The sequence below is a fragment of the Pseudomonas sp. 18-147 genome (assembly GCF_051048045.1).
Lineage (GTDB): Bacteria > Pseudomonadota > Gammaproteobacteria > Pseudomonadales > Pseudomonadaceae > Pseudomonas > Pseudomonas aeruginosa.
This window is the reverse complement of sequence record NZ_CP182296.1, coordinates 5997410-6023074: the sequence shown is the minus strand read 5'-3', so window position 1 is coordinate 6023074 and position 25665 is coordinate 5997410. Positions and strand designations below refer to the sequence as shown.

The following is a 25665-nucleotide window of genomic DNA, read 5'->3' as shown; positions in this document are numbered from 1 at the left end:
TTGTCACAACCTCGGTGCATCATCCGCACGCCGATTTCATGCTGTACAGGACAGGCCGGCCGGCATCCCGATGCCGGGCGGGGCGTCCTGCAACCCAATGGACGGGAATCATTCCGCCCGGGCAGGGTCGGAACCTCTGGGGTCGCTAGCCGACGAGCGGCATGCCCCCTGGTCTTCCAGGCCCGGTGCACGTAACGCGAATGACTGGAAACAGGCATTCTTTTTGTCAGATCGCGCCAAATCTGGCTATCTATCGGGTTTGGCAGCGAATGTGGCGAAACCATGTTCGACCGGCACTCCGGTGCCGTCGGAGACCCCTGAACGGTCAGGGCGTCTTCAGTAATTCATGTTCACGGACGAGGGGGCCTCGTGATTTTCCGTTCCGTTTCAAACACCGATTTCCGCGCCCGCGTGCGCACCCTGCTGCTTGCCGGCTCGACCGCGCTGGCATTCGTCGCCGCCCCGGTATGGGCGTTCAGCATCGACGACGTGGCGAGCAAGGCCAAGGACCTGGCCGGCGACAAGTATTCCGCGCCGACCAGCAACCTGCCATCGGAATTCAGCGAAATGAAATTCGCCGATTACCAGCAGATCCGTTTCATCAACGAGCGCGCCTACTGGGGCAAGCTGAAGACGCCGTTCAAGCTGAGCTTCTATCACCAGGGCATGCACTTCGACACGCCGGTGAAGATCAACGAGGTGACCGCTACCACGGTCAAGCCGATCAAGTACGATCGCACCAAGTTCGATTTCGGATCCCTGAAGTTCGACGAGAATGCCACCAAGGATCTCGGCTATGCCGGTTTCCGCGTGCTCTATCCGATCAACAAGGCCGACAAGCAGGACGAGATCGCCACCTTCCTTGGCGCGAGCTACTTCCGCGTGGTCGGCAAGGGCCAGGTCTACGGTCTGTCGGCGCGCGGCCTGGCGATCGATACCGCGCTGCCTTCGGGCGAAGAGTTCCCGCGCTTCCGCGAATTCTGGATCGAGCGGCCGAAGGCGCAGGACAAGCAACTGGTGATCTACGCCCTGCTCGACTCGCCGCGGGCCACCGGCGCCTACCGCTTCGTGCTGCGTCCGGGCAAGGATGCGGTGATGGATGTCCAGGCCCGCGTGTTCCTCCGCGACAAGGTCAGCAAGCTGGGCCTGGCGCCGCTGACCAGCATGTACCTGTTCGGCTCCAACCAGCCGTCCGAGCAGCACAACTTCCGGCCCGAGCTGCATGACTCCAGCGGCCTGCAGATCCATGCCGGCAACGGCGAGTGGCTGTGGCGTCCGCTGAACAATCCGAAGCACCTGTCGGTGAGCACCTTCAGCGTGGAGAACCCGAAAGGCTTCGGCCTGCTCCAGCGCGGCCGCGAGTTCTCCCGCTACGAAGACCTGGATGACCGCTACGACCTGCGTCCGAGTGCCTGGATCGAGCCGAAGGGCGACTGGGGCAAGGGCACCGTGGAACTGGTGGAAATCCCGACCCCGGACGAAACCAACGACAATATCGTCGCGTTCTGGAACCCCGAGACCCAGCCTGAGGTCGGAAAGCCGCTGGACTTCGCCTACCGCCTGCACTGGACCATGGATGAAGACGAGCTGCACGACCCGAAATCCTCCTGGGTCAAGCAGACCATGCGCTCGGTCGGCGACGTGAAGCAGAAGAACCTGATCCGCCAGCAGGACGGCAGCACCGCCCTGGTCGTCGACTTCGAAGGGCCGGCCCTGAAGGACCTGGCGCCGGACGCGCCGGTGACCACCCAGGTCAGCACCGACAGCAACGCCGAGGTGGTGGAGAACAGCCTGCGTTACAACCCGGTCCTGAAAGGCTGGCGCCTGACGCTGCGGATCAAGGTCAAGGATCCGAAGAAGCCGGTGGAAATGCGCGCGGCGCTGGTCGACGAGGCGCAGAAGCCACTGAGCGAAACCTGGAGCTATCAGCTGCCTGCCGATGAATAACCCATCCACTACGAAAGCACCGCTGGCCGACTACCTCGCTCATCTTCCCCTGGCGGAAGAGGAGCGGGAGCGGCTTGGCGAGTCCGCTTCCTTCTCCGAGCTGCACGCTCGCCTGGCGGGAGCGGAAGGCGCCGCTGCCGATGCCGGGGGCGATCCCGCCCTGGCCTCGGTACGCGCCCGCCTGCAGCTGGGCACCCCTGAGCTGGACGACGCCGAGATGTTCGGCGTCGACGCCCAGGGTCGCACCTTCTTCAAGATTTCCCCGCCGATCCGCCGTACCAAGGTGATTCCCGAGCCCTGGCGCACCAACATCCTGGTGCGCGGCTGGCGTCGGCTGACCGGACGCAGCAACCCGCCCAAGCCCAAGCGTGCCCTGCCGCGGGCCCGCTGGCAGCGGGTAGGCTCGCTGCGCCGGTTCATCCTGCTGTTGTTGATGCTGGCGCAGACCTCGGTCGCCACCTACTACATGAAAGGCATCCTGCCCTACCAGGGCTGGGCCTTCGTCGACCTGGAGGAGCTGGCCCAGCAGAGCCTGCTGGATACCGTCCAGCAGGTGCTGCCCTATGTCATCCAGTTCGGCATCCTGGCGCTCTTCGCGATCCTCTTCTGCTGGGTCTCGGCCGGCTTCTGGACCGCGCTGATGGGCTTCTGGGAGCTGCTCACCGGGCGTGACCGCTACCGGATCTCCGGCAGCAGCGCCGGCAGCGAGCCGATCGCCGCCGACGCCCGCACGGCGATCGTCATGCCGATCTGCAACGAAGACGTGCCGCGGGTATTCGCCGGCCTGCGGGCGACCGTCGAGTCGATGGCCGCCACCGGCGAGATGGAGCGCTTCGACTTCTTCGTCCTCAGCGACACCAACGACCCGGATATCGCCGTCGCCGAGCAGCAGGCCTGGCTCGAGCTGTGCCGCGAGACCAAGGGCTTCGGCAAGATCTTCTACCGTCGCCGCCGGCGTCGGGTGAAGCGCAAGAGCGGCAACATCGACGACTTCTGCCGGCGCTGGGGCGGCGACTACCGCTACATGGTGGTGATGGACGCCGACAGCGTGATGAGCGGCGACTGCCTGGCCAAGCTGGTACGCCTGATGGAGGCCAATCCTGAGGCGGGGATCATCCAGACCGCGCCGAAGGCGTCCGGCATGGACACCCTGTATGCGCGCATGCAGCAGTTCGCCACCCGCGTCTACGGCCCGCTGTTCACCGCCGGCCTGCACTTCTGGCAACTCGGCGAGTCGCACTACTGGGGCCACAACGCGATCATCCGCATGCAGCCCTTCATCGACCACTGCGCCCTGGCGCCGTTGCCGGGCAAGGGCTCGTTCGCCGGCGCGATCCTGTCCCACGACTTCGTCGAGGCTGCGTTGATGCGCCGTGCCGGCTGGGGCGTGTGGATCGCCTACGACCTCGACGGCAGCTACGAAGAACTGCCGCCGAACCTGCTCGACGAACTCAAGCGCGACCGCCGCTGGTGCCATGGCAACCTGATGAACTTCCGCCTGTTCCTGGTCAAGGGCATGCACCCGGTGCACCGCGCGGTGTTCCTCACCGGGGTCATGTCCTACCTGTCGGCGCCGTTGTGGTTCTTCTTCCTGGTGCTTTCCACCGCGCTGCTGGCGGTGCACCAACTGATGGAGCCGCAGTACTTCCTGGAACCGCGGCAGCTGTTCCCGATCTGGCCGCAGTGGCATCCGGAGAAGGCCATCGCGTTGTTCTCCACCACCCTGACCCTGTTGTTCCTGCCCAAGCTGCTCAGCGTAATGCTGATCTGGGCCAAGGGCGCCAAGGGTTTCGGCGGGGTGATCCGGGTGACCCTGAGCATGCTCCTGGAGATGTTCTTCTCGGTGCTGCTGGCGCCGGTGCGCATGCTCTTCCACACCCGCTTCGTGCTTGCCGCCTTCCTCGGCTGGTCGGTGCAGTGGAACTCGCCGCAGCGCGACGACGACGCCACGCCCTGGAGCGAGGCGATCCGCCGGCACGGCATGCAGACTCTACTGGGTATCGCCTGGACCCTGCTGGTGGCCTGGCTCAACCCGCGCTTCCTGTGGTGGCTGTCGCCGATCGTCGGTTCGCTGATCCTGTCGATCCCGGTATCGGTGATCTCCAGCCGGGTGAAGCTGGGCCTGCGCGCCCGCGACGAAAAGCTGTTCCTGATCCCGGAGGAGTACGACACGCCGCGCGAGCTGCGCGCCACCGACGAGTACACCTACGAGAACCGCTGGCATGCGCTCAAGGATGGCTTCCTCAAGGCCGCCGTCGATCCGTTGCTCAACGCCCTGGCCTGCGCCATGGGCACGGCTCGCCACAACCGTGCGCAAGCCATCGAGACGGTGCGCGGCGAGCGTATCGGCAAGGCCATCGATAAGGGCCCGGAACAGCTCGACGGCGCCACGCGCCTGGCTCTGTTGAGTGACCCGGTAGCACTTTCGCGCCTGCATACGCGGGTCTGGGAAGAGGACCGCGACGACTGGCTCGGCCGCTGGCGCAAGGCCGAGGCGGACGACCCCCACGCCGCCAGCGTACCGCTGGCCCAGGTAGTGCCCGGCGACGCCGGCCTGCTGCCCGCCGCCCAGTCCTGATCCCATGCCCCCGGCGGAGCGCCGCCGGGGGCATGGTCTGTTTCTTGCCTGTTTTCCCCGTGCGGCGCTGCTGTTACCCTGCGCCGGCAATCCAGAAAGTCTCGTATCGTTCGCCAGCTGAGGTACTATCGGCCGCCTTTTGCGCAGCCGGTCATGGCCTGCTGCCCGCCCGGGACGGCGACACGACGAGAGCATCCGTTCGACGACTGTGTTTCTAAGACTGCTGGGGATTGGGGAATGAAAAAGTATCTTGCTTCATTGGTTCTGGGCGTCTGCGCCCTGGTGGGCGTGGCTTCGGTCCAGGCGGCCGGCGCGGTGGAGGACGCGGTCAAGCGCGGCACCCTGCGGGTCGGCATGGACCCGACCTACATGCCGTTCGAGATGACCAACAAGCGTGGCCAGATCATCGGCTTCGAAGTCGACCTGCTCAAGGCCATGGCCAAGTCCATGGGCGTCAAGCTGGAGCTGGTCTCCACCAGCTACGACGGCATCATCCCGGCGCTGCTGACCGACAAGTTCGACATGATCGGCTCGGGCATGACCCTGACCCAGGAGCGCAACCTGCGCCTGAACTTCTCCGAGCCCTTCATCGTGGTCGGCCAGACCCTGCTGGTGCGCAAGGAACTGGAAGGCAAGATCAAGTCCTACAAGGACCTGAACGATCCGCAGTACAGCATCACCTCGAAGATCGGCACCACCGGTGAGATCGTTGCCCGCAAGCTGATCAGCAAGGCCAAGTACCACGGCTTCGACAACGAGCCGGAAGCGGTGATGGACGTGGTCAACGGCAAGGCTGACGCCTTCATCTACGACTCGCCCTACAACGTGGTGGCGGTGAGCAAGTTCGGCGCCGGCAAGCTGGTCTACCTCGACCAGCCGTTCACCTACGAGCCGCTGGCGTTCGGCCTGAAGAAAGGCGACTACGACAGCATCAATTTCATCAACAACTTCCTCCATCAGATCCGCGAAGACGGCACCTATCAGCGCATCCACGACAAGTGGTTCAAGAACACCGAGTGGCTGAAGGAAATGGAATGAACCGCTGACGGCCCCCGCGAAGGGGGCCGTCGTACCTGCGCATTCCATCGTTCGAGAGAGTTTCCGTGACCAAGAAGAAACGTTCCGTCTGGCCCTGGCACCTGCTGACCGGGCTGATCCTGCTGGTCCTGGCCTGGGCGCTGTGGTTCTCCACCTCGCTGATTTCCTATGAATGGCGCTGGAACCGCGTTCCGCAGTACTTCGCCTACCAGGCCGAGGAGCCTTTACGGGCCAACGAGATCGGCCGGGTCGAGGCTATCGAGGAACAGGGCAGGGACGCGCGCGTCACGCTGCTTGGCGAGAGCGGCGAGAAGCAGGTCGTGACCGTCGCCCAGGACAGCCTGCAATTCTCCGAAGGCGACGACGTGGCCGAGGGCGACGCGGTCGGGGTGACCCGCCACTGGGCCGCCGGCCCACTGCTCTGGGGCCTGTGGACCACCCTCTGGCTATCGCTGGTGTCCGGTGCCATCGGTCTGGCTATCGGCCTGGTCGCCGGCCTCTGCCGGCTGTCGAAGAACCCGACCCTGCACGACCTGTCGACGATCTACGTCGAGCTGGTGCGCGGCACGCCGTTGCTGGTGCAGATCTTCATCTTCTACTTCTTCATCGGCACCGTGCTCAACCTGTCCCGCGAGTTCGCCGGGGTTGCGGCGCTGGCGCTGTTCACCGGCGCCTACGTGGCCGAGATCATCCGGGCCGGCGTGCAGTCCATCGCCCGCGGACAGAACGAGGCCGCCCGCTCCCTGGGCCTGAACGCCGGCCAGTCGATGCGCTACGTGATCCTGCCGCAGGCCTTCAAGCGCGTGCTGCCGCCGCTGGCCGGGCAGTTCATCAGCCTGGTCAAGGACACCTCGCTGGTCTCGGTGATCGCCATCACCGAACTGACCAAGAGCGGCCGCGAGGCGATCACCACCTCGTTCTCCACCTTCGAGATCTGGTTCTGCGTCGCCGCGTTGTACCTGCTGTTGAACCTGCCCCTTTCGCACATGGCATCCCGACTGGAGCGGAGGCTCGGACAAAGTGATTGAAGTACGCAACCTGCTGAAGGTCTTCGATACCCGCGGCCAGGTAGTGCGCGCGGTGGACGACGTGAGTACCCGCGTGGCCAGGGGCGAGGTACTGGTGGTGATCGGTCCGTCCGGTTCCGGCAAGTCGACCTTCCTGCGCTGCCTGAACGGCCTGGAGGAGTTCGACGAAGGCTCGGTGAGCATCGACGGCGTCGACCTGGCCGACCCGAGGACCGACATCAATGCCTACCGCCGCGAAGTCGGCATGGTGTTCCAGCATTTCAACCTGTTCCCGCACATGACCGTGCTCGAGAACCTCTGCCTGGCCCAACGCGTAGTGCGCAAGCGCGGCAAGGCCGAGCGCGAGGCCAAGGCGCGGGCGCTGCTGGCCAAGGTCGGCATCGGGCAGAAGGCCGACGAATATCCCTCGCGCCTGTCCGGCGGCCAGCAGCAGCGCGTGGCGATCGCTCGCGCGTTGTGCATGGACCCCAAGGTGATGCTGTTCGACGAACCGACCTCGGCGCTCGATCCGGAGATGGTCGGCGAAGTCCTCGACGTCATGAAGACCCTGGCCGTGGAAGGCATGACCATGGTCTGCGTGACCCACGAGATGGGCTTTGCCCGCGAAGTGGCCGACCGCGTGCTGTTCTTCGACCACGGCAAGCTGCTGGAGGACGCGCCGCCGGCGCAGTTCTTCGACAATCCGCAGGACCCGCGGGCCCAGGCCTTCCTCCGCCAGGTCCTCTAGTACCGCGCTAGGCGAACGGCTTGCCCGGCGGCGGCAGGAGCGACGTCGGACTCTGCCGCGCGGCCGGCTGGATATCGTTGTCCTCCAGCCAGTCCAGCGCCCATTCGCGCAGGCGCTCGTTCTGGTAGCGGTACCAGTCCTGCAACAGTTCCGGGTACTCCATCAGAGAGTGCTTGAAGGCCTTGAACGGCTTGCGGCTCTGCAGCGCGTTGGCGAGCGTCGCATAGGCGTGCGGCTCTTCCACCTCGCGGAGGAAATCCTGCATCAGTCCCAGCGACTGGGTGGTGCTCAGCGGGTCGATCAGCAGCAGGCGTTCCGGCTCGTTTTCCAGCAATGCGTCCAGTTCGGGATCGGGCGCCTCGGCGGAGATCAGCAGCACCTTGCCGCTGTACAGGTCGAGGTAGTGGTCGATTCCCGGGGTATCCAGGGCGAAGGCCAGTTCGTCGATATCGATGGTCATCGGGCGCATGGCGTCATCTCCCAAAAGGCGAAAGCCTGATCCTACGCAAAGGTGCCCCTCCTGTCCGCTTTCGATGGACGGGAGGGGCTGCCGATGCAAGGAGGATCCTCTCGGGATGTTACAGGCGGAAGCGTCCCACCTGTGCCTGCAACTGCGTGCCCAGGCGCGCCAGCTCGCCGCTGGAGGCGGCGGTCTGCTCGCTGGCGGCGGCCGACTGCTCGGCGACGTCGCGTACGCTGAGGACGCTGCGGTTGATCTCCTCGGCCACCGTGCTCTGTTGCTCCGCGGCAGTGGCGATCTGCAGGTTCATGTTCTGGATGTCGGAGACGGTGCGGGTGATGCTGTCCAGCGCGGCGCCGGCGCGGCGCGCCAGTTCCACCGTGCTGGCGGTCAGCGAGCGGCTGTTCTCCAGGCGTTCGGCGGCTTCGCCGGCGCCCTGCTGGAGACGCTGGATCAGGCCCTCGATCTCGGCGGTGGACTGCTGGGTGCGCTGGGCCAGGCCGCGGACCTCGTCGGCGACCACCGCGAAGCCGCGTCCGGCGTCGCCGGCGCGTGCCGCTTCGATGGCTGCGTTGAGCGCCAGCAGGTTGGTTTGCTCGGCCACCGACTTGATCACGTCGAGGACGCTGCCGATCTGCTCGCTCTCGTTCTTCAGGCGCGCCATGGCTTCGCTGGAAACGTCCATTTCGCTAGCCAGGCGCTCGATGCGGGTCACCGCCTGATCGACCACCGCGTCGCCCTGGCGCGCCTCTTCGTCGGCCTGGCGAGCGGCCTGGGAAGCCAGTTCGGCGTTGCGCGCGACGTCCTGCACGGTGGCGGCCATCTCGTGCATGGCGGTGGCGACCTGGTCGGTCTCCACTTTCTGGCTGTTGACCCCGGCGCGGGTCTGCTCGGTGACCGCCGAGAGTTCTTCGGCGGAGCTGGCCAACTGGCTGACGCCGTCGCCGATCCGCCCGACCAGCTCGCGCAGGCTGTCGCCCATGCGCTGCATGACTCGCTGCAACTGGCCCAGTTCGTCGCGGCGCTGGAGGGTCAGGGGATTCTGCGGACGCTTGCCGAGGTCGCCGGCGGCGATGGCCTCGGCCTGCGCGAGGGCTTCGTCCAGCGGCCGGACGATCTGCCGGTTGATCGCCCAGCCGGCGACGCAGCCGAAGGCCAGGGCCAGCGCGGCGATCAGCCAGAGGCTGGCGCGGTCGCGGCTGGCGGTGCTCTCGCGCAATTGGCGACCGGCTTCGGTGAGGGTCCGGCCGGCCCGGGCCATATCCTGGGTGCTGCTTTGCATCGCTTGCTGCGCCTGGCGCGTGCGGATGACGCCGGCACGGAACTGCTCGATCCCGCCACGATAGCCCTGGAGGCTGCCCATGGCCTGTTCCAGCGCCGCATCGGCCTCGCCGGGCAACTGGCCACGCAGCGTCGTGGCGGCCTGGCGGAGGGCGTCGAACGCGGCGAACGCGGCCTGCTCGGCCTTGTCGCTGCGTTCGAAGACGTAGCCGCGCACCTGGTAACGCACCATGAGCAACTGTTGGTGCAGGTCGGCCACCGCACGGCTACGTTGCAACGCCTGCGGGTCGCCGGCCTGTTGCGCGAGGCTGGCGTCCATCAGTTCCTCGAGGCGGGCGAAGCTGTCCAGCGCCTGCTGTGCAGTGCCCACCAGCACACCACGGGCGGCGCTGCGTTGCTGATCGGCTGCGGCGAGGTCGTCGAAGGCCTTGCGGTAGGCTTCGATGGCTTCGGCCTGGTGGGCCAGGGCGGCCGGGTTGAGCTCGCTGTCGCGCAGCGCCTGCAGGCGCTGGAGCATCCCGGCCAGGGTCTGGCGGACCTGCTCGGCCTGGCGCGGGTCGCTGCCGGCTTCGAATGCCAGGCGGCCTTGTTCGGCTTGCTGGGTCTGTTCCATCAGGCTGGCGACTTCGGCGAGCTGCTCGCTGAGGGCGGTCTGGTGCGTGAGGGTGCGGTTGCTGCTGATCACCACCAGCAGAAGCAGCGCGAGGAGGACACCGAAACCGACCATCAGCTTGCGGCTGACGCTCAGCTTGGCCAGTTGGAGAACCCACCAATCGTACATCGTCATTACTCCAGGCAGTGCGACACCCTGGGTTGGCAGCCCCATGGCGTGGCGGAACAGGTAATGGCTCAGCGTCGTCGCGTCCGGCGTGCGGGCGCGGAGGGCCGGTACGTGGCCGGCGGGCGAGGTCTTATGGTTGTCGTGCGGAGCCCTGCGCGACAGAGGATGTCGGCCGGGCGGGGAAAACCTTCAGTCTTTTACCGGAGTTTTTTCAGAACAACCGCGCAAGCAGGGCGCTGACCGCGGTTTCCACGCGCAGGATGCGTTCGCCGAGCTGCACCGGATGCAGTCCGGCTTCGCGCAGCTTGTCGACCTCGTAGGGAATCCAGCCGCCTTCCGGGCCGATCGCCAGGGTCACCGGCTTCTCCACCGCGCGCGGACAGGCCGGCCAGGGACCGGGATGGCCGACCAGGCCGAGGCTGCCGGCGGCCAGGGCCGGCAGGCGGTCTTCGACGAAGGGTTTGAAGCGCTTCTCGACGATGATTTCCGGCAGCACCGTATCGCGGGCCTGCTCCAGGCCGAGGACCAGGTTCTCGCGGATCGCCGCCGGGTCGAGGAACGGGGTCTGCCAGAAGCTCTTTTCCACGCGGTAGCTGTTCAGCAGCACCAGCTTCGGTACGCCCATCGCGGCGATGGTCTGCAACACCCGGCGGAGCATCTTCGGTCGCGGCAAGGCCAGCAGCAGGGTGATCGGCAGCTTGGCCGGCGGCGGCTGGTCGAAGCGCACTTCCAGGGTCGCCTCGCTGGCGTCGAGCTTCAGCAGGCGACCTTCGCCCATCCAGCCGCCGAGGCGGCCGACCCGCAGGGTGTCGCCGTTCTCGGCGCGGTGCACTTCGTGCAGGTGCTTGAGGCGGCGATCGTGCAGGACCGCACGATCCGCCGACACGAAGTCGGCGTCGTCGAGGAGCAGCAGGTTCACTGGCGGGTGGCCGGAGGCTGGTCGCCGTCGCTGGCCGGTTGGTCGTCCGGATGCTCGCCGCGCTTGCGTACCAGGCGGCCGAACAGCAGGCCGATCTCGAACAGCAGCCACATCGGCACCGCGAGCATGGTCTGGGAGAAGATGTCCGGCGGGGTCAGGACCATGCCGACCACGAAACAGCCGATGATCACGTACGGGCGGATCTTCTTCAGGTACTCGACGTCGACCACTCCGATCCAGATCAGCAGCACCGTGGCCACCGGGATCTCGAAGGCGACGCCGAAGGCGAAGAACAGAGTCAGGACGAAGTCCAGGTAGCTGTTGATGTCCGTCATCATCGCCACGCCCTCGGGCGTCACGCTGGCGAAGAAGTGGAAGATCATCGGGAACACCAGGAAGTAGGCGAAGGCCATCCCGGCGTAGAACAGGATGATGCTGGACACCAGCAGCGGCAGCGCCACGCGCTTCTCGTGCTTGTACAGGCCGGGCGCGATGAAGCCCCAGACCTGCGCGAGGATCACCGGCATGGCGAGGAACAGCGCCACCACCATGGTCAGCTTGAACGGCGCGAGGAACGGCGAGGCGACGTCGGTGGCGATCATGCTGGTGCCTTCCGGAAGGAAGCGGCGCAACGGCTCGGAGACCAGGGTGTAGATCTTCTGCGAGAAGTAGAACAGGCCGGCGAAGATCAGGAAGATCGCCGCCACGCTGCGCAGCAGGCGCGTACGCAGTTCGGTCAGGTGCGAGACCAGGGGCATTTCCTGGTCGTGCTCAGGCTGCTCGGGTTTATCGGCGCTCATGGATTACGCGGCGTCTCGGACGGTGGCGAAGGGGGAGTGGAGGTAGCGACTGCCGGCGGTGCCGCGGCGTCCGCGGGCGGAATCGCAGGCGTGCTGGTCGGCGGCGGCGTGGGTACGCTCGGCGCCGGGCTCTCGGCCGCCGGCGGCGGGGTTTCCTGCGGGGGATTCTGGCCGGTCAGCGGGGCCAGCAGCTTCTGCGCTTCGCGCTCCATCGAGAGGATGTGCTCGTTGTGCAGTTGCCGGCGGATCTCGTCCGCACCGATTTCCCGTTCCACTTCCTGCTTGATGGTATTGAAACTGCGCTTCAGGCGGCCGATCCACAGGCCGGCGGTACGTGCGGCGCCCGGCAGGCGCTCGGGGCCGAGCACCAGCAGGGCGACCAGCCCGACCAGCAACAGTTCGCTGAAGCTGATTCCGAACATCGATGGCTACCCGTCAGTCCTTGCGCGCCGGCTCTTCGACCTTCTGCGCCTGGGCGTCGATGGTGTGCGGCTGGTTCAGCGGTTGGGCCGGCTGGGCGGCGGGCTGGTCCTTCTTGTCGTCTTCCTCGGTGTTCACCGCCTTGCGGAAGCCCTTGATCGCTTCGCCGACGTCGGAACCGAGGTTCTTCAGGCGCTTGGTGCCGAACACCAGTACCACGACGATCAGGATGACGATCCAGTGTTTCCAGTCAAAAATGCCCATGTCGTATTCCTCGCAATGTGTAGGTTCAGGCCGATGGTTGGCGGGCGGCTTTCTCGGCGTGGCCGGAAAGGCCGAAGCGGCGCTCCAGTTCGTCCAGCACGGCTTGCGGATGCTGGCCGAGGGCCGAGAGCATCACCAGCGAGTGGAACCAGAGGTCGGCGGTTTCGTAGATCAGGTCCTGGCAGTCGCCGCTGGCTGCGGCATCCTTGGCGGCGATGATGGTTTCCACCGACTCCTCGCCGACCTTCTCCAGGATCTTGTTCAGGCCCTTGTGGTACAGGCTGGCCACGTAGGAGCTGTCGGGCGCGGCGTTCTTGCGCTCCTCGAGCACCGCCGCCAGGCGGGTCAGGGTGTCACTCATGGTGGTGTCCTGCGTGTTCGTAGATAGCGTCCGGGTCCTTCAGCACCGGATCGACGGTCTTCCAGGCGCCATTCTCGAAGACACGGTAGAAACAGCTTTCCCGGCCGGTATGGCAGGCGATCCCGCCGACCTGCTCGACCATCAGGATGACCACGTCGGCGTCGCAGTCCAGGCGCAGTTCGTGCAGCTTCTGCACATGCCCGGACTCCTCGCCCTTGCGCCACAGCTTGCCACGCGAACGCGACCAATAGATTGCACGGTTCTCGCTGGCGGTCAGGGCCAGCGCCTCGCGGTTCATCCAGGCCATCATCAGCACGCGCCCGGTCTCGTGATCCTGGGCGATCGCCGGGACCAGGCCGTCGGCGTTCCAGTGAATCTCATCCAGCCAGTCTTTCATGGTCTTTCCACGTTCGTTGCCGGTACGTTGCGCGCGTTTCCGGCGGAAATGGGAGTAGTGTGCCAGCCGGGAGCGCGACTGGCTATCGGCGCGGGCCTAGTGGCCGTGCGCGGCGCTAGCGGCGCAGGATCAGGAACACCCCGCCGGCCAGCATCACCCACGCCGGCCAGGCTTCCAGCTGCTGGCCCAGGCCGACCTCGACGGCGCCGACCAGCAGCACCGCGCCCACCAGGCGCCCGAGCCAGTCGTGGCGGGAACCTTTCCACTCCGGCGGCGGCGCATTGTGGGCGTGCGGTTGTGACAGGCGTTCGAGGGTGTCGCGGGCCATTTGCGATAGGTGCGGCACCTGCTCGACCTGTTGCTGGAAATTGCGCAGCAACTGCTTCGGGCTGACCCGTTCGCGCATCCAGCGCTCCAGGAACGGCTGGGCGGTGGCCCACAGGTCGAGTTCCGGGTAGAGCTGGCGGCCGAGGCCTTCGATGTTCAGCAGGGTCTTCTGCAGCAGCACCAGTTGCGGCTGGATCTCCATGTTGAAACGACGCGCGGTCTGGAACAGGCGCAGCAGGACCTGGCCGAAGGAGATGTCCTTCAGCGGCTTCTCGAAGATCGGTTCGCAGACGGTGCGGATCGCCGCCTCGAAGTCGTTGACCTTGGTTTCCGCCGGTACCCAGCCGGAGTCGATATGCAGTTGGGCGACCTTGCGGTAGTCGCGCTTGAAGAAGGCGATCAGGTTGCGCGCCAGGTAGTCCTGGTCCTCGTCGGTCAGGCTGCCGACGATGCCGCAGTCCACCGCGATGTATTGCGGGCTCCAGGGCGCGCGGGTGCTGACGAAGATGTTGCCGGGGTGCATGTCGGCATGGAAAAAGCTGTCGCGGAACACCTGGGTGAAGAAGATCTCCACGCCGCGCTCGGCCAGTGCCTTGAAGTCGGTGCGCTGGTCGCGCAGGGTTTCCAGGTCGGTCACCGGGATGCCGTAGATGCGCTCCATCACCAGCACCTTGGGCCGGCACCAGTCCCAGTAGACCTGTGGCACGTAGAGCAGCGGCGAGCCTTCGAAGTTGCGTCGCAGCTGCGAGGCGTTGGCCGCCTCGCGGAGCAGGTCGAGTTCGTCGACGATGGTCTTCTCGTAGTCGCTGACCACTTCCACCGGGTGCAGGCGCCGCGCCTCGCTGGAGACCCGCTCGGCGAGGCGGGCGAGGATGAACAGCCAGGCGATGTCGGAGCGGATCACCGGTTCCAGGTTCGGCCGGATCACCTTCACCACCACTTCCTCGCCGCTCTTCAGGCGCGCGGCGTGGACCTGGGCCACCGAGGCGGAGGCCAGCGGTTCGCGTTCGAAGCGGGCGAAGACCTGTTCGATCTTCGCGCCCAGCTGTTCCTCGATGCGCTTGACCGCCAGCTCCGGTGGGAAGGGCGGCACCTTGTCCTGCAGCCAGGCCAGTTCGTTGGCGATGTCGTCGGGCAGCAGGTCGCGGCGGGTGGAGAGAATCTGGCCGAACTTGATGAAGATCGGTCCGAGGTCCTGCAGTGCCAGGCGCAGGCGCGCGCCGCGGGTCAGTTCCAGCTTGCGCCGCGGCAGCCAGCGCCAGGGCAGGGTGGCACCGAGCAGGCGCAGCCACCAGGGCAGCATCGGCAGTTCGAGGATCAGGTCGTCCAGGCGGTAGCGGATGACGACGCGCTGGATGCGCAGGAGGCGGCGGACAGCGAGGAGCTTCATGCGTCGGGCTTGGTCTTTTGGCTGAGGCGTCCGACGCGCGCGTCGAGACGATCGAGGGCCAGCTTCAGCTGGTCCAGTTCGGCGAAGCGGGCTTCGGCTTCGTGCTGGCCGACCAGCGTACGGCTTTCCTCGGCAAGGTAGTCGGCCAGGTTCAGGCGCAGGCTGTGCAGGCTCTGCGCGCTCCAGCGCGAAGCGTCGCGCAGGCTGCTGCCGAGCACCTGGGTGGCGAGCGGGCCGAGCCAGCGCGACAGTTCGTACTCCCAGTCCAGCTCCAGGCTCTGCAGGATGCCGGCCAGTTCCAGCAGGGCCGCGCTGTCGCCGTCCATGCTGACTTCCGGGCTGTGCAGGACGCGGGTCTTGTCGCGCGCCAGGGCCAGGTGCAGGAGGTTGCCGGCCGGCGCACGCAGGGTGCAGTCGACCTCCGCCTCATGCTGCGCGGCGAAGTGCAGGCCGTCGCCGGCGGGCAGGATGAAGACCCGCAGCGGCGGGCTCAGGCAGTCGACCTCGATGACCTTGGCGGAAAGCCTGCGCAGGCGCGGCAGCGCTGTCCCGTCGAGGCGCAGGACGCGATTGATGCCGGTTTCGGCGGCGGCCAGCACGGCCTGGATCAGCAGCGAGCTCATCGGCGCGCCCTCGGTTAAGGCTTGATACCGCGGTGCAGGGCGACGATGCCGCCGGTCATGTTGTGGTAGGTCACGCGGTCGAAGCCGGCTTCCACCATCATCGCCTTCAGGGTTTCCTGGTCGGGGTGCATGCGGATCGACTCGGCCAGGTAGCGATAGCTCTCGGAGTCGTTGGTGACCAGCTTGCCCATCAGCGGCAGCAGGCTGAACGAATAGGCGTCGTAGGCCTTGGACAGCAGGTTGCTGCTCGGCTTGGAGAACTCCAGCACCAGCAGGCGGCCACCGGGCTTGAGCACGCGCAGCATGGAGCGGATCGCTTCGTCCTTGTGGGTGACGTTGCGCAGGCCGAAGGCGATGGTCACGCAGTCGAAGTGGTTGTCCGGGAAGGGCAGCTTCTCGGCGTCCGCCTGGACGAAGCTGACGTTGCCGGAGACGCCCTTGTCGAGCAGCTTGTCGCGGCCGACCTTGAGCATCGAGGCGTTGATGTCGGCCAGCACCACCTCGCCGGTCGGGCCGACCAGGCGCGAGAACTGCCGGGTCAGGTCGCCGGTGCCGCCGGCGATGTCGAGCACGCGGTTCCCGCTGCGCACGCCGGACAGCTCGATGGTGAATCGCTTCCACAGGCGATGGATGCCGCCGGACATCAGGTCGTTCATCAGGTCGTACTTGGCCGCCACCGAGTGGAATACCTCGGCGACCTTCTTCGCCTTCTGGCTTTCTGGAACGTTCTGGTAGCCGAAGTGGGTGGTGGGTTCGGCGTCGGCGCCTTTGCGGGGATCGTTCATGACGTTCTCACCTGGAAAGAATGCCGGGCATTCTAACAGGATGTGGGGAAAGTGCTGTGCCGCCGTCCGACGGCGCGGGTGCGGTGTTTTGTCTGGCCGCGTATAGTTTTCCGATCTGCAATCAGGAGTCGATCCATGTCGCGTATCCACATCGAACGTCCGCACAGCCTGGGGCTGGACGCCGCACGGGCCAAGGCGGAGAAACTGGCCGAACGTCTGGCGAAGGAGCACGGCGTGCAGTGCGAATGGCAGGGCGACGAGCTGACCTTCAAACGCAGTGGCGTCGACGGCAGGATCGCGGTGGGGGCGGACAAGGTCGCGGTGGACGTCAAGCTCGGCCTGATGCTGTCGGCCATGAGCGGCCTGCTCAAGGGCGAGATCGAGAAGGCGCTGGACAAGGCGCTGGCCTGATCCCGCCGGGCGTTCGCCGTCCTGGCGGCGCCCATCTTCCGCTTAGTATGCGGTTTCTAATTTTCCCCGATACCTTGCTCTCACGCTGCCAGCGTTCCGGCGGCGCCTGCGGTTTCTTCAACCCAACGAGCGTGAGGTGCCCCATGGCCAAGATTGCCCTGAAGAAAAAGACCGTTTCCGAATCCACTTCCCTGGTCTCCGAGATCCGCCACTATGCCCGCCAGATCTGGCTTGCCGGCCTGGGTGCGTATTCCCGCCTGGGCACCGAAGGCAGCGACTACTTCAAGGAATTGGTGAAAGCTGGCGAAGCCCTGGAGAAAAAAGGCAAATCGCTGGTCACAAGTCAGGTCGATTCGGCCAATGACAGTGTCAAGACCGGCCTCTCTTCGGTGAAGGGAAAAGTCGAAGACCAGCTCGACAGGATCGAGCAGGCATTCGACAGCCGTGTCGCTAGCACGTTGAACCGGATAGGCATACCTTCCCGGAACGATGTCGAAGCACTCTCTGCTAAGCTGGATGAGCTGAGCGCAGTGCTCGAGCGTGTCGCGAGAACCCAATAAGGAGAGCAGGATGGCTGGCAAGAAGAAGAGCGAAAAAGAGTCCAGTTGGATCGGCGAGATCGAGAAATACTCGCGGCAGATCTGGCTGGCTGGTCTGGGGGCCTACTCGAAGGTCAGCAAGGACGGCAGCAAGCTGTTCGAGACCTTGGTGAAAGACGGCGAGAAGGCTGAAAAAGAAGCGAAGTCCGATGTGGACGCGCAGGTCGGTGCGGCGAAGGCTTCCGCCCGCTCTGCGAAGAGCAAGGTCGACGAGGTTCGGGACCGTGCGCTCGGCAAGTGGAGCGAGCTCGAGGAAGCTTTCGACAAGCGCCTGAACAGCGCCATCTCGCGTCTCGGCGTGCCGAGCCGCAACGAGGTGAAGGAGCTGCACAGCAAGGTCGATACGCTGACCAAGCAGATCGAGAAACTCACCGGCGTCAGCGTCAAGCCGGCGGCGAAGGCAGCGGCCAAGCCTGCGGCGAAACCGGCTGCCAAGCCCGCGGCGAAAACCGCAGCGGCCAAGCCGGCAGCTAAACCGGCAGCCAAGGCCGCCGCCAAGCCTGCGGCGAAACCCGCGGCGAAAAAACCCGCGGCGAAAACCGCGGCCGCCAAGCCGGCCGCCAAGCCGGCAGCCAAACCGACTGCGAAGGCCGCAGCGAAACCGGCGACCAAGCCGGCAGCCAAGGCCGCGGCGAAGCCTGCTGCGAAACCTGCCGCAGCCAAGCCTGCCGCGAAGCCGGCAGCCAAGCCGGCCGCTGCGACCGCCGCCAAGCCCGCGGCGAAACCTGCCGCCAAGCCGGCTGCGAAAAAGCCTGCGGCGAAGAAGCCGGCAGCCAAGCCCGCCGCGGCGAAACCGGCCGCTCCCGCCGCGTCTTCGAGCGCGCCCGCTGCCCCCGCCGCCACACCGGCTGCCAGCGCTCCGGCAGCGAACGCTCCGGCGACGCCGAGCAGCCAGGGCTGAGTCCTGGCGGCAAGGCACACGCCCGGCACTCGCCGGGCGTTTTTCATTCCGGTCCCAGGTAGCGCTGCGCCAGGCTTTCCGCCGAGCGTTGGGCCTCGCTGCGCAGATGCGGGGCGACCAGCATCATGATCTGGTAGACCACCGTGCGCACCTCGCCCTTGCTGCCCAGTACCCGCTGGTAATCCAGGGAGAACAGCAGGGTCAGGGTGATCTGTTCGACCAGTTGCCCGAGTGCCGGCGCGTCGCTGCGCAACTGCCGGTCGGCCTTGAGGCGGGCCAGCAGGGTGGCCAGGGTCCGCTTCAGCGCGCCGAGCCAGGTACGGATGCCGCGAGCCAGCCGTGGCAGGCGCCCGGTCAGGTTGGACAGGTCCTGGAACAGGAAGCGGTAGTGGGCGAGGCGCTCGACGATCAGGTGCAGGAACAGCCAGTAGTCCTCCGCGCCCAGGCGCACCTCCTCGGGCGGATCGAGCAGCGGCGCCAACTCGGCCTGGAACCGCTCGAACAGCGCCATCACCAGCGGTTCCTTGCCATGGAAGTGGTAGTAGAGATTGCCCGGGCTGATGCCCAGTTCGTTGGCGATCTCCAGTGTCGAGACGTTGGGCTCGCCCTGTTCGTTGAACAGCAACAGCGAGCATTCGAGGATTCGGTCGCGTGTCTTCATCCGGACTTCTTCTGGGGATGGAGGTGCCCGGCTCCAGGCGCCCGGGCCGGATCTTTCAGCGTATATGCACGTAGGTGCCCGGGGCCGCTTCGAGGGGCGGATGCGCGGCGCTGCCAAGGTTGAAGTCAGGGTTGCCCAGCTCGCCCGAGCGCTCCTGCAGCCAGCCCAGCCAGACCGGCCACCAACTGCCCTCTTCGCGCTTGGCGTCGTAGTACCAGGCGCGTGGATCGCTGCTCAGCTTGTCGTTCTCGAAGTAGCAGGCCTTGGGGTTTCCGGGAGGGTTGAGGATGCTCTGGATGTGCCCGCTGTTGGACAGGATGAAGCGGCGCTGGCCGCCCAGCAGGAGGGCCGAGCGATAGACCGCGTCCCAGGGCGTGATGTGGTCGGTGATGCCGGCGACGTGGAAGCTGTCGATCGCCACCTTGCCCAGGTCCACCGCGGTCCCGCTGACCTCCAGCGCACCCGGGCGGGTCAGCGGGTTGTGCTTGAACAGGTCGAGCAGTTCGCCGTGGAACGCCGCGGGCAGCCGCGTGTTGTCGTTGTTCCAGTAGAGGATGTCGAACGCCGGCGGCTGCCTGCCGAGCAGGTAGTTGTTGACCCAGTAGTTCCAGATCAGGTCGTTGGGGCGCATCCAGGCGAACACCTTGGCCATGTCGCGCCCGTCCAGCACGCCATGCTGGTAGGAGCGGCGCTTGCTGCTCTCCAGGGTCTGCTCGTCGGCGAAGAGCATCGCCGGGCTTTCCATCTGGCTGTCGAGCAGGCTGACCAGGTAGGTGACGCTACTGACCTTGCGCAGTTGCCGGCGTACCTGAAGGTGGCCGAGCAAGGCGGCCACGGTGAGCCCGCCGGCGCAGGCGCCGGCCAGGTTCACGCTGCGGCTGCCGGTGATCTCGCGGCTGACCTCGATGGCCTGGTCGAGGGCCTCGACATAGGTGCTCAGGCCCCATTCGCGGTGCTGGGCGTCGGGGTTGCGCCAACTGATGACGAAGACCTGCAGGTTGTTCTTCAGGGCGTACTGGACGAAGCTCTTTTCCGGCGACAGGTCGAAGATGTAGTACTTGTTGATCTGCGGCGGCACGATCAGCAGGGGCTTGGCGTACTGGCGCTCGCCCAGCGGCTTGTACTGGATCAGTTCCAGCACCTCGTTGCGGAACACCACCGCGCCTTGCGTGGTGGCGAGGTTGCGACCGATCTCGAAGGCGGTCTTGTTCACCTGGCTGGGCATGCCGCCGTTGTGCACCAGGTCTTCGAGCAGGTGGCGGACGCCATTGAGCAGGCTGATCCCGCCGGTATTGAACAGTTCCTTTACCGCCAGTGGATTGATCAGGCTGTTGCTGGGTGCCACGGCGTCGGAGAGCAAGGCGACGAGGAAGCGGGCGCGGGCGCGATCGTCGCAGTCCAGGTTGCTTTCGTCGATCCAGGCGAGCAGTTGCTTCTGCCACGCCAGGTAGGCCTGCAGGGTGCGCCGGTAGAAGGGATTGAGGCGCCAGGATGGATCCTGGAAGCGGGCGTCCTGTGGGTTCGGCTGGTGCAGGGTGTCGCCCAGCAGCACCTTGCCCAACTGGCCTCCGAAGGCGACCAGGTGCCGCGCACTGTGCAGCGGCTGGCGCAGGCCGTGGACAGCCAGGCTGCGGACCGTCGTCAGCAGGTCCTTGCCGCGCAGGCCGACGATGGCGCTCTGTGCACTCATGAACTCGGCGGGCACCGGCACGCTACCCGATTCCTGCTTTTCTCGCATGGACCACACTCCGTCGTAGGACCACAGTCTGGATGCCACGGGCGATCGTCCCCTGGCTCGGAATACTCAGTTATAGCCTGTGAATTCCGTTTCACCCGGGGCAGAACCGCACACCTGCCTGAACAGGGAGGATGCCGCCCGACAGTGGGGCAGCAAGCGCTGTACCACAACGCCGGGAGGGGCGTCGCAGAGCTTGCGCTGTCGCGGCGAAGCCAGGCGCCATGCGCCGTTGCGGAACATTGACTATGCACCTGCACCATGACGAAGCAGTGTCTGCTGCCCTGGTGTTGCCCGTGCAGCAGTTCAGCCGGTCTTGGGCAGGAACGGACGAGGGTGCATGACGGCGCGACGGCGCTCCTCGGCGAGGAACTTCATGATGATCGGCGCCACCGATTCGGCGCGGGTCACCAGGAACAGGTGGCCGTCGTCGATCACGTGCAGTTCGGCGTTGGGAATGCGCCAGGCCAGCACACGCATGTTGATCAGCGGGATGATCGGGTCGTCGTCGCCGGCCAGCACCAGGGTCGGCTGGCGGATCCTATGCAGCCAGTGGATGCTGGTCCAGCCGAGCCCGGCGAACAGTTGCCAGTAGTAGCCCAGCTTGCCCGACGAACGCACCTTGCTGGCATGCGCCATGGCCAGCTTGGGGTCGCGGCGGAAGGCCCCGCCGTAGATGTCCGGGGCGATGTGTACGCCATAGGAGGGCTGGATGTAGCGCCGCGGGCTGGCCATGCGCATCAGTACCTTCGGCTTGCCTGGCACCATCACCGCGCCAGCCGAAGTGGCGGCGAGGATCAGCTTCTTGCAGCGTTCCGGATAGTCGTGGGCGAACTGCTGGGCCAGCGCGCCGCCCCAGGACACGCCGATCGCGTTGACCTGGCCGTAGTCCAGGTAGTCGAGCATCCGCGCCGCCAGCTTGGCCAGGCCGGGAAAGCGGTAGGGCACGCTGGGCGTCGAGGAACCGCCGACGCCGGGAACGTCGAAGGCGATCACCTCCAGTTCCGGGTCGAGCGCCTGGACGAAGGGGAACACCAGTTCCAGGTTGGCGCCTATGCCGTTGAAGATCAGCAGCGGAGTGCTTCCTTCCTTGCCCGGCCGCACTGCGGTGCGGATGGTCTGGCCGTCGAGGTCGATGGTCCGGAAGACGAAGGGCTGGGGCATGCTCGGGGTCCTCGGCGGCGCGGCCGCGGGCTCGGCGATACGGGGCCTGGCCGGCTTCCGCGCGGCACGGGGCTGCGCCGGAGGCGCTGGCGGGGTTTCGTCGGCGGAGGCCGCGGATCGCTCCTGCGGCAGTTCTTCAGGCTGGTCGCTTTTCATCGTTCATGCACGTAGGTTCCGGGCGCGGCTTCGCCGGCCGGATAGGTCTTGTTGCCCAGGCTGGCGGGCGCCTTGCGGGTCTTGCCGGAGCGTTCGGCCAACCATTGCTGCCAGTGCAACCACCACGAGTCGGCGTGCTTGCCGGCCTGTTCCAGCCAGGCCTTGGGCTCGGCGGGCAGTTCCGGATTGGTCATGAAGCGTGCCTTGGGGTTGCCCGGTGGGTTGAGGATGCTCTGGATGTGACCGCTGTTGGAGAGGATGAACTCGCACTTGCCACCCAGCAGCCTGGCCGACTTGTAGCACGACTCCCAGGGGGTGATGTGGTCGTTCAGACCGGCGACACAGTAGAAGTCGCAAGTCACCTGCTTCAGGTCGATGGGCGTGCCGGAGACCTCCAGGGCGCCGGGGCGGTTCAGCGGGTTGCTCTTGAACAGTTCGACGAACTCGCCGTGCAGCGCGGCGGGCAGGCGCGTGGTGTCGTTGTTCCAGTAGAGGATGTCGAACGCCGGCGGCTGGTTGCCGAGCAGGTAGTTGTTGACCCAGTAGTTCCAGATCAGGTCGTTGGGGCGCATCCAGGCGAACACCTTGGCCATGTCCTTGCCCTCCAGCACGCCGGACTGGTAGGAACGACGCTTGGCGGCCTCCAGAGTCTTCTCGTCGGCGAACAGCGCGACCTGGGTATTCAGTTCGAAGTCGAGCACGCTGACCAGTTGGGTGAAGGCGTTGACCTTCTTCTCGCCGCTGGCCACGTAGTGGCCGACCAGGGTCGCGGTGGTGATCCCGCCGGAGCAGGCGCCGAGGAGGTTGAGGTCCTTGCTGCCGGTGATCGACAGGACTACCTCGATGGCCTCCTTGAGCGCCTCGATATAGGTGGTCAGGCCCCATTCGCGCTGCGACTTGGTCGGGTTGCGCCAACTGACGATGAAGGTCTGCACGCCGTTGCGCAGGCAGAAGCGCGCCAGGCTCTTGTCCGGCGACAGGTCGAAGACGTAGAACTTGTTGATCTGCGGCGGCACCACCAGCAGCGGGCGTTCGTGCACCGACTCGGTGATCGGCCGGTACTGGATCAGTTCCAGCACGTCGTTGCGGAACACCACGGCGCCCTCGGTGGTGGCCAGGTTCTTGCCCACCTCGAAGGCGTCCATGTCCACCTGGCTCGGCATCCCGCCGTTGTTCACCAGGTCCTTGGCCAGGTGGCCGAGGCCGTCCAGCAGGCTCTTGCCGCCGGTCTCGAAGAAGCGCTTGACCGCCGCCGGGTTGCTCAGGCTGTTGGTCGGCGACATCGCCTCGGTCAGCAGGTTGATGACGAACTGGCCACGACTGATGTCCTGCGGCGACAGGTCGCTGTGGCTGATCCAGCTGTGCAGCTCCTTGCGCCAGGCCAGGTAGGTCTGCATGTAGCGCTTGTACAGCGGATTCTGGCTCCAGGCCGGATCGGAAAAGCGTCGGTCGTCATCGCCTGGGCGTAGCTCCGACTGGCCGAGCAGGACGTTCTTCAGCTCCAGGCTGAAATGCGCCACGTGCCTGGCGCTGTGCAGCGGCTGGCGCACCGCCTGGAGCAGGACCATGCGCGCGGAGGTGAGCAGGTCCTTGCCCCGGATGCCGATCACCGGATTCAGGTTCAGCGTGTTTTCCGCGGCTTGCTTGGGAAGCTCGTTATTGTTCTTCTGACTCATCGGCAACGCTCCATTGTTCGAGGCGAAACAGGGGACCGCAACGAAACCGGGGACCAGGTGTCCGGCCGGCTACTGCTCGACTACCAGCCCACCCGCACGTTTCAGGGCGGGGCGGACGCACGTCAGGGAAGGGAACCCGGACAAGGGGCTGCACCGTCTTGGTTACGCGAGTTTCCGCTGGCGTGCAAGCTGGCAGAAGCATCGGTGGCCGGCGTGGCTGGCCCGGCGAGCGGCCGACCTGCGGACTAGAGCGTTGCTGCCGTGCAGGGTAGGACATTCGCCGTGGCGACCGCGCCGACCGGATGTCTGGTCTGGCAGTCTGCGGGGCGAATGTTGCAAATGACGTGCCCTCGTTCGGGGCAGCGGGGAAAAATCGCCTGGATGCCGTGTGCCGCGAAGGGGCACTCGGCCCGGCGCTTCAGAGCATCAGCTTGACGACCGACTCGTCGGGGTCGCGCGACTTGCCGGCGCTGGCCAGCTCCGCCAGGTAGTCGGCCCATAGCTGGTCCTTGCGGGTCGCCAGCTCGTACAGGTAGTCCCAGGTGAACAGGCCGCTGTCGTGGCCGTCGTCGAAGCTCAGCTTCAGTGCGTACTGGCCGGCGGGTTCGACGCCGACCAGGCCGACGTTCAGCTTGCCGTACTGCAATACCGGGTTGCCGTGGCCCTGGACCTCGGCCGAGGGCGAATGCACGCGGAGGAACTCGGCAGGCAGGTCGTAGCTATCCTCGCCGTAGCGCAGGGTCAGGGTCTTCGAGGCTTTGTGCAGCTGGATGGCGGAAGGGATACGCATCGCATCGGACTCGCGGAAGGGCGGAGTACAAGGATACCCCGGTTCGGGACCGCGCGGCCCGCCGCCACGGTGTTGGCCGTGGCGGCGGCGGTGGTCAAAGGATGTAGCGGGACAGGTCCTCGTCCTCGGCCAGCTCGCCGAGGTGGCTGTTGACGTAGCCGGCATCGATCAGGATCGGCTTGTCGCTATGCTCGCTGGCCAGGTCGGCGGCGCTGAACGAGACCTCTTCCAGCAGCCGCTCGAGCAGCGTATGCAGGCGGCGGGCACCGATGTTCTCGGTCTTCTCGTTGACCTGCCAGGCGATCTCGGCAAGGCGCTTGATGCCGTCCTCGGCGAACTCGATGGCCAGCCCCTCGGTCTTCAGCAACTCGCGGTACTGCTCGGTGAGCGAGGCATGCGGCTCGGTGAGGATGCGCTCGAAATCGTTCGGACTGAGGGCCTTGAGCTCCACGCGGATCGGCAGGCGGCCCTGCAGCTCGGGAACCAGGTCGCTCGGCTTGCTCAGGTGGAAGGCGCCGGAGGCGATGAACAGGATGTGGTCGGTCTTGACCATGCCCAGCTTGGTGTTCACCGTGCAGCCCTCGATCAGCGGCAGCAGGTCGCGCTGTACGCCCTCGCGGGAGACGTCGGCGCCGCCGGCGTTGGCGCGCTTGGCGATCTTGTCGATCTCGTCGATGAAGACGATGCCGTGCTGCTCGACCGCCTCCAGGGCGCGTGCCTTGAGCTCTTCCTCGTTGACCAGGCGCACCGCCTCTTCGTCGCGAATCAGCTTCAGGGCCTCGGCGACCTTCAGCTTGCGGGTCTTCTTCTTGCCCTTGCTCATGCCGGAGAACAGGTTCTGCAACTGGTTGGTCATCTCCTCCATGCCGGGCGGGGCCATGATCTCCACGCCGGCCGGGTTGTCGGCCACCTCGATGTCGATTTCCTTGTCGTCCAACTGGCCTTCGCGCAGGCGCTTGCGGAACAGCTGGCGGGTGTTGCTGTCCTCGCGTGCCGGCTCGTCGCCGAAGCCCATGGCGGGACGCGCGGCCGGCAGCAGGGCATCGAGGATGCGCTCTTCGGCGGCGTCCTCGGCGCGATACTTGACCTTCTGGATCTCCTGTTCGCGGAGCATCTTCACCGCGGCGTCGGCGAGATCGCGGATGATCGATTCGACGTCGCGTCCGACATAACCGACCTCGGTGAACTTGGTCGCCTCGACCTTGATGAACGGCGCGTTCGCCAGGCGCGCCAGGCGGCGGGCGATCTCGGTCTTGCCGACGCCGGTGGGGCCGATCATGAGGATGTTCTTCGGTGTTACCTCGGCGCGCAGCTCGGCCGGCAGTTGCATGCGTCGCCAGCGGTTGCGCAGGGCGATGGCGACGGCGCGCTTGGCGTCGTCCTGGCCGATGATGTGGCGGTTGAGTTCGTGGACGATCTCGCGGGGCGTCATGGACATTCGTTTAC

General features: G+C 66.1%; 25 protein-coding genes. 8 read left to right on the top strand and 17 right to left on the bottom strand.

Going from position 1 to position 25665, the window contains the following annotated elements:
* The first annotated feature begins 369 nt into the window (after window positions 1–369).
* The 5 genes from ACM0M4_RS28420 (at window position 370) to ACM0M4_RS28400 (ending at window position 7318) form a co-directional block, all read left to right on the top strand.
* Window positions 370–1947, top strand: a complete 1578-nt coding sequence (locus ACM0M4_RS28420) for a glucan biosynthesis protein G (RefSeq protein ID WP_003095915.1) — start codon at window positions 370–372, stop codon at window positions 1945–1947.
* Window positions 1940–4525, top strand: a complete 2586-nt coding sequence (gene mdoH, locus ACM0M4_RS28415) for a glucans biosynthesis glucosyltransferase MdoH (RefSeq protein WP_054376171.1) — start codon at window positions 1940–1942, stop codon at window positions 4523–4525. The genes ACM0M4_RS28420 and mdoH overlap by 8 nt, the downstream gene beginning before the upstream one ends.
* Before the next feature lie 237 nt (window positions 4526–4762).
* Entirely contained in the window at window positions 4763–5563 is an 801-nt protein-coding gene (locus ACM0M4_RS28410) for a transporter substrate-binding domain-containing protein (RefSeq protein ID WP_003095910.1), read from the top strand.
* 65 nt (window positions 5564–5628) lie between these two features.
* Window positions 5629–6591, top strand: coding sequence for an amino acid ABC transporter permease (locus ACM0M4_RS28405; protein WP_003103450.1), 963 nt, complete (start codon window positions 5629–5631; stop codon window positions 6589–6591).
* On the top strand, window positions 6584–7318 hold the full coding sequence (locus ACM0M4_RS28400; protein WP_003095906.1) for an amino acid ABC transporter ATP-binding protein: 735 nt from the start codon (window positions 6584–6586) through the stop codon (window positions 7316–7318). Before ACM0M4_RS28405 ends, ACM0M4_RS28400 begins: the two co-directional genes overlap by 8 nt.
* A gap of 7 nt (window positions 7319–7325) precedes the next feature.
* On the opposite strand, the gene ACM0M4_RS28395 is transcribed toward ACM0M4_RS28400, so the two are convergent.
* The 11 genes from ACM0M4_RS28395 to ubiE all read right to left on the bottom strand — a co-directional run bounded on the left by ACM0M4_RS28395 (window position 7326) and on the right by ubiE (window position 16126).
* Entirely contained in the window at window positions 7326–7787 is a 462-nt protein-coding gene (locus ACM0M4_RS28395; protein WP_003095904.1) for a UPF0158 family protein, read from the bottom strand.
* Between the two features lie 109 nt (window positions 7788–7896).
* Window positions 7897–9840, bottom strand: coding sequence for a methyl-accepting chemotaxis protein (locus ACM0M4_RS28390; protein WP_014603379.1), 1944 nt, complete (start codon window positions 9838–9840; stop codon window positions 7897–7899).
* A 211-nt stretch (window positions 9841–10051) separates the two neighbouring features.
* Window positions 10052–10759, bottom strand: coding sequence for a 16S rRNA (uracil(1498)-N(3))-methyltransferase (locus ACM0M4_RS28385; protein WP_003095898.1), 708 nt, complete (start codon window positions 10757–10759; stop codon window positions 10052–10054).
* Entirely contained in the window at window positions 10756–11559 is an 804-nt protein-coding gene (tatC, locus tag ACM0M4_RS28380) for a twin-arginine translocase subunit TatC (protein WP_003095896.1), read from the bottom strand. Before tatC ends, ACM0M4_RS28385 begins: the two co-directional genes overlap by 4 nt.
* Entirely contained in the window at window positions 11556–11981 is a 426-nt protein-coding gene (gene tatB, locus ACM0M4_RS28375; RefSeq protein ID WP_054376170.1) for a Sec-independent protein translocase protein TatB, read from the bottom strand. The genes tatC and tatB overlap by 4 nt, the downstream gene beginning before the upstream one ends.
* A gap of 13 nt (window positions 11982–11994) precedes the next feature.
* Complete coding sequence (locus ACM0M4_RS28370) at window positions 11995–12243, bottom strand: twin-arginine translocase TatA/TatE family subunit (RefSeq protein ID WP_003095893.1); 249 nt, start codon at window positions 12241–12243, stop codon at window positions 11995–11997.
* Window positions 12244–12268: 25 nt separating this feature from the next.
* Window positions 12269–12604 (bottom strand): phosphoribosyl-ATP diphosphatase, encoded by a 336-nt coding sequence (locus ACM0M4_RS28365; RefSeq protein WP_003103458.1) that lies wholly within the window; start codon window positions 12602–12604, stop codon window positions 12269–12271.
* On the bottom strand, window positions 12597–13001 hold the full coding sequence (hisI, locus tag ACM0M4_RS28360; protein WP_003095888.1) for a phosphoribosyl-AMP cyclohydrolase: 405 nt from the start codon (window positions 12999–13001) through the stop codon (window positions 12597–12599). The genes ACM0M4_RS28365 and hisI overlap by 8 nt, the downstream gene beginning before the upstream one ends.
* A gap of 115 nt (window positions 13002–13116) precedes the next feature.
* On the bottom strand, window positions 13117–14718 hold the full coding sequence (gene ubiB, locus ACM0M4_RS28355) for a ubiquinone biosynthesis regulatory protein kinase UbiB (protein WP_115288898.1): 1602 nt from the start codon (window positions 14716–14718) through the stop codon (window positions 13117–13119).
* On the bottom strand, window positions 14715–15341 hold the full coding sequence (locus ACM0M4_RS28350) for a ubiquinone biosynthesis accessory factor UbiJ (RefSeq protein ID WP_023110488.1): 627 nt from the start codon (window positions 15339–15341) through the stop codon (window positions 14715–14717). The genes ubiB and ACM0M4_RS28350 overlap by 4 nt, the downstream gene beginning before the upstream one ends.
* A 14-nt stretch (window positions 15342–15355) precedes the next feature.
* Complete coding sequence (gene ubiE, locus ACM0M4_RS28345) at window positions 15356–16126, bottom strand: bifunctional demethylmenaquinone methyltransferase/2-methoxy-6-polyprenyl-1,4-benzoquinol methylase UbiE (protein ID WP_003103462.1); 771 nt, start codon at window positions 16124–16126, stop codon at window positions 15356–15358.
* 135 nt (window positions 16127–16261) lie between these two features.
* Between ubiE and ACM0M4_RS28340 the strand changes: the two genes are divergently transcribed.
* The 3 genes from ACM0M4_RS28340 to ACM0M4_RS28330 all read left to right on the top strand — a co-directional run bounded on the left by ACM0M4_RS28340 (window position 16262) and on the right by ACM0M4_RS28330 (window position 18037).
* Entirely contained in the window at window positions 16262–16537 is a 276-nt protein-coding gene (locus ACM0M4_RS28340) for a polyhydroxyalkanoic acid system family protein (protein WP_003095874.1), read from the top strand.
* 143 nt (window positions 16538–16680) lie between these two features.
* On the top strand, window positions 16681–17097 hold the full coding sequence (locus tag ACM0M4_RS28335; RefSeq protein WP_003103463.1) for a phasin family protein: 417 nt from the start codon (window positions 16681–16683) through the stop codon (window positions 17095–17097).
* A gap of 10 nt (window positions 17098–17107) precedes the next feature.
* Window positions 17108–18037 (top strand): phasin family protein, encoded by a 930-nt coding sequence (locus ACM0M4_RS28330; protein ID WP_023101984.1) that lies wholly within the window; start codon window positions 17108–17110, stop codon window positions 18035–18037.
* 43 nt (window positions 18038–18080) lie between these two features.
* On the opposite strand, the gene ACM0M4_RS28325 is transcribed toward ACM0M4_RS28330, so the two are convergent.
* The 6 genes from ACM0M4_RS28325 to hslU form a co-directional block, all read right to left on the bottom strand.
* Window positions 18081–18698 (bottom strand): TetR/AcrR family transcriptional regulator, encoded by a 618-nt coding sequence (locus tag ACM0M4_RS28325; RefSeq protein ID WP_003103292.1) that lies wholly within the window; start codon window positions 18696–18698, stop codon window positions 18081–18083.
* A 55-nt stretch (window positions 18699–18753) separates the two neighbouring features.
* Window positions 18754–20436 (bottom strand): class II poly(R)-hydroxyalkanoic acid synthase, encoded by a 1683-nt coding sequence (gene phaC / locus ACM0M4_RS28320; RefSeq protein ID WP_003103289.1) that lies wholly within the window; start codon window positions 20434–20436, stop codon window positions 18754–18756.
* A 303-nt stretch (window positions 20437–20739) separates the two neighbouring features.
* On the bottom strand, window positions 20740–21597 hold the full coding sequence (gene phaZ, locus ACM0M4_RS28315; protein WP_003095866.1) for a poly(3-hydroxyalkanoate) depolymerase: 858 nt from the start codon (window positions 21595–21597) through the stop codon (window positions 20740–20742).
* A 152-nt stretch (window positions 21598–21749) separates the two neighbouring features.
* Complete coding sequence (gene phaC, locus ACM0M4_RS28310; RefSeq protein ID WP_003095864.1) at window positions 21750–23429, bottom strand: class II poly(R)-hydroxyalkanoic acid synthase; 1680 nt, start codon at window positions 23427–23429, stop codon at window positions 21750–21752.
* Window positions 23430–23847: 418 nt separating this feature from the next.
* Window positions 23848–24219, bottom strand: a complete 372-nt coding sequence (locus ACM0M4_RS28305) for a gamma-butyrobetaine hydroxylase-like domain-containing protein (protein ID WP_003095857.1) — start codon at window positions 24217–24219, stop codon at window positions 23848–23850.
* A gap of 94 nt (window positions 24220–24313) precedes the next feature.
* On the bottom strand, window positions 24314–25657 hold the full coding sequence (hslU, locus tag ACM0M4_RS28300; protein ID WP_003095854.1) for an ATP-dependent protease ATPase subunit HslU: 1344 nt from the start codon (window positions 25655–25657) through the stop codon (window positions 24314–24316).
* Window positions 25658–25665: the final 8 nt, after the last annotated feature.

Bases quoted from the DNA above. Each gene is read 5' to 3' on its own strand.
- mdoH (WP_054376171.1), top strand. From the start codon at position 1,940: ATGAATAACCCATCCACTACGAAAGCACCGCTGGCCGACTACCTCGCT.
- ACM0M4_RS28410 (WP_003095910.1), top strand. From the start codon at position 4,763: ATGAAAAAGTATCTTGCTTCATTGGTTCTGGGCGTCTGCGCCCTGGTG.
- ACM0M4_RS28395 (WP_003095904.1), bottom strand. From the start codon at position 7,787: ATGCGCCCGATGACCATCGATATCGACGAACTGGCCTTCGCCCTGGAT.
- ACM0M4_RS28390 (WP_014603379.1), bottom strand. From the start codon at position 9,840: ATGTACGATTGGTGGGTTCTCCAACTGGCCAAGCTGAGCGTCAGCCGC.
- tatC (WP_003095896.1), bottom strand. From the start codon at position 11,559: ATGAGCGCCGATAAACCCGAGCAGCCTGAGCACGACCAGGAAATGCCC.
- tatB (WP_054376170.1), bottom strand. From the start codon at position 11,981: ATGTTCGGAATCAGCTTCAGCGAACTGTTGCTGGTCGGGCTGGTCGCC.
- ACM0M4_RS28370 (WP_003095893.1), bottom strand. From the start codon at position 12,243: ATGGGCATTTTTGACTGGAAACACTGGATCGTCATCCTGATCGTCGTG.
- ACM0M4_RS28365 (WP_003103458.1), bottom strand. From the start codon at position 12,604: ATGAGTGACACCCTGACCCGCCTGGCGGCGGTGCTCGAGGAGCGCAAG.
- hisI (WP_003095888.1), bottom strand. From the start codon at position 13,001: ATGAAAGACTGGCTGGATGAGATTCACTGGAACGCCGACGGCCTGGTC.
- ubiB (WP_115288898.1), bottom strand. From the start codon at position 14,718: ATGAAGCTCCTCGCTGTCCGCCGCCTCCTGCGCATCCAGCGCGTCGTC.
- ACM0M4_RS28350 (WP_023110488.1), bottom strand. From the start codon at position 15,341: ATGAGCTCGCTGCTGATCCAGGCCGTGCTGGCCGCCGCCGAAACCGGC.
- ubiE (WP_003103462.1), bottom strand. From the start codon at position 16,126: ATGAACGATCCCCGCAAAGGCGCCGACGCCGAACCCACCACCCACTTC.
- ACM0M4_RS28340 (WP_003095874.1), top strand. From the start codon at position 16,262: ATGTCGCGTATCCACATCGAACGTCCGCACAGCCTGGGGCTGGACGCC.
- ACM0M4_RS28335 (WP_003103463.1), top strand. From the start codon at position 16,681: ATGGCCAAGATTGCCCTGAAGAAAAAGACCGTTTCCGAATCCACTTCC.
- ACM0M4_RS28330 (WP_023101984.1), top strand. From the start codon at position 17,108: ATGGCTGGCAAGAAGAAGAGCGAAAAAGAGTCCAGTTGGATCGGCGAG.
- ACM0M4_RS28325 (WP_003103292.1), bottom strand. From the start codon at position 18,698: ATGAAGACACGCGACCGAATCCTCGAATGCTCGCTGTTGCTGTTCAAC.
- phaC (WP_003103289.1), bottom strand. From the start codon at position 20,436: ATGCGAGAAAAGCAGGAATCGGGTAGCGTGCCGGTGCCCGCCGAGTTC.
- phaZ (WP_003095866.1), bottom strand. From the start codon at position 21,597: ATGCCCCAGCCCTTCGTCTTCCGGACCATCGACCTCGACGGCCAGACC.
- phaC (WP_003095864.1), bottom strand. From the start codon at position 23,429: ATGAGTCAGAAGAACAATAACGAGCTTCCCAAGCAAGCCGCGGAAAAC.
- ACM0M4_RS28305 (WP_003095857.1), bottom strand. From the start codon at position 24,219: ATGCGTATCCCTTCCGCCATCCAGCTGCACAAAGCCTCGAAGACCCTG.
- hslU (WP_003095854.1), bottom strand. From the start codon at position 25,657: ATGTCCATGACGCCCCGCGAGATCGTCCACGAACTCAACCGCCACATC.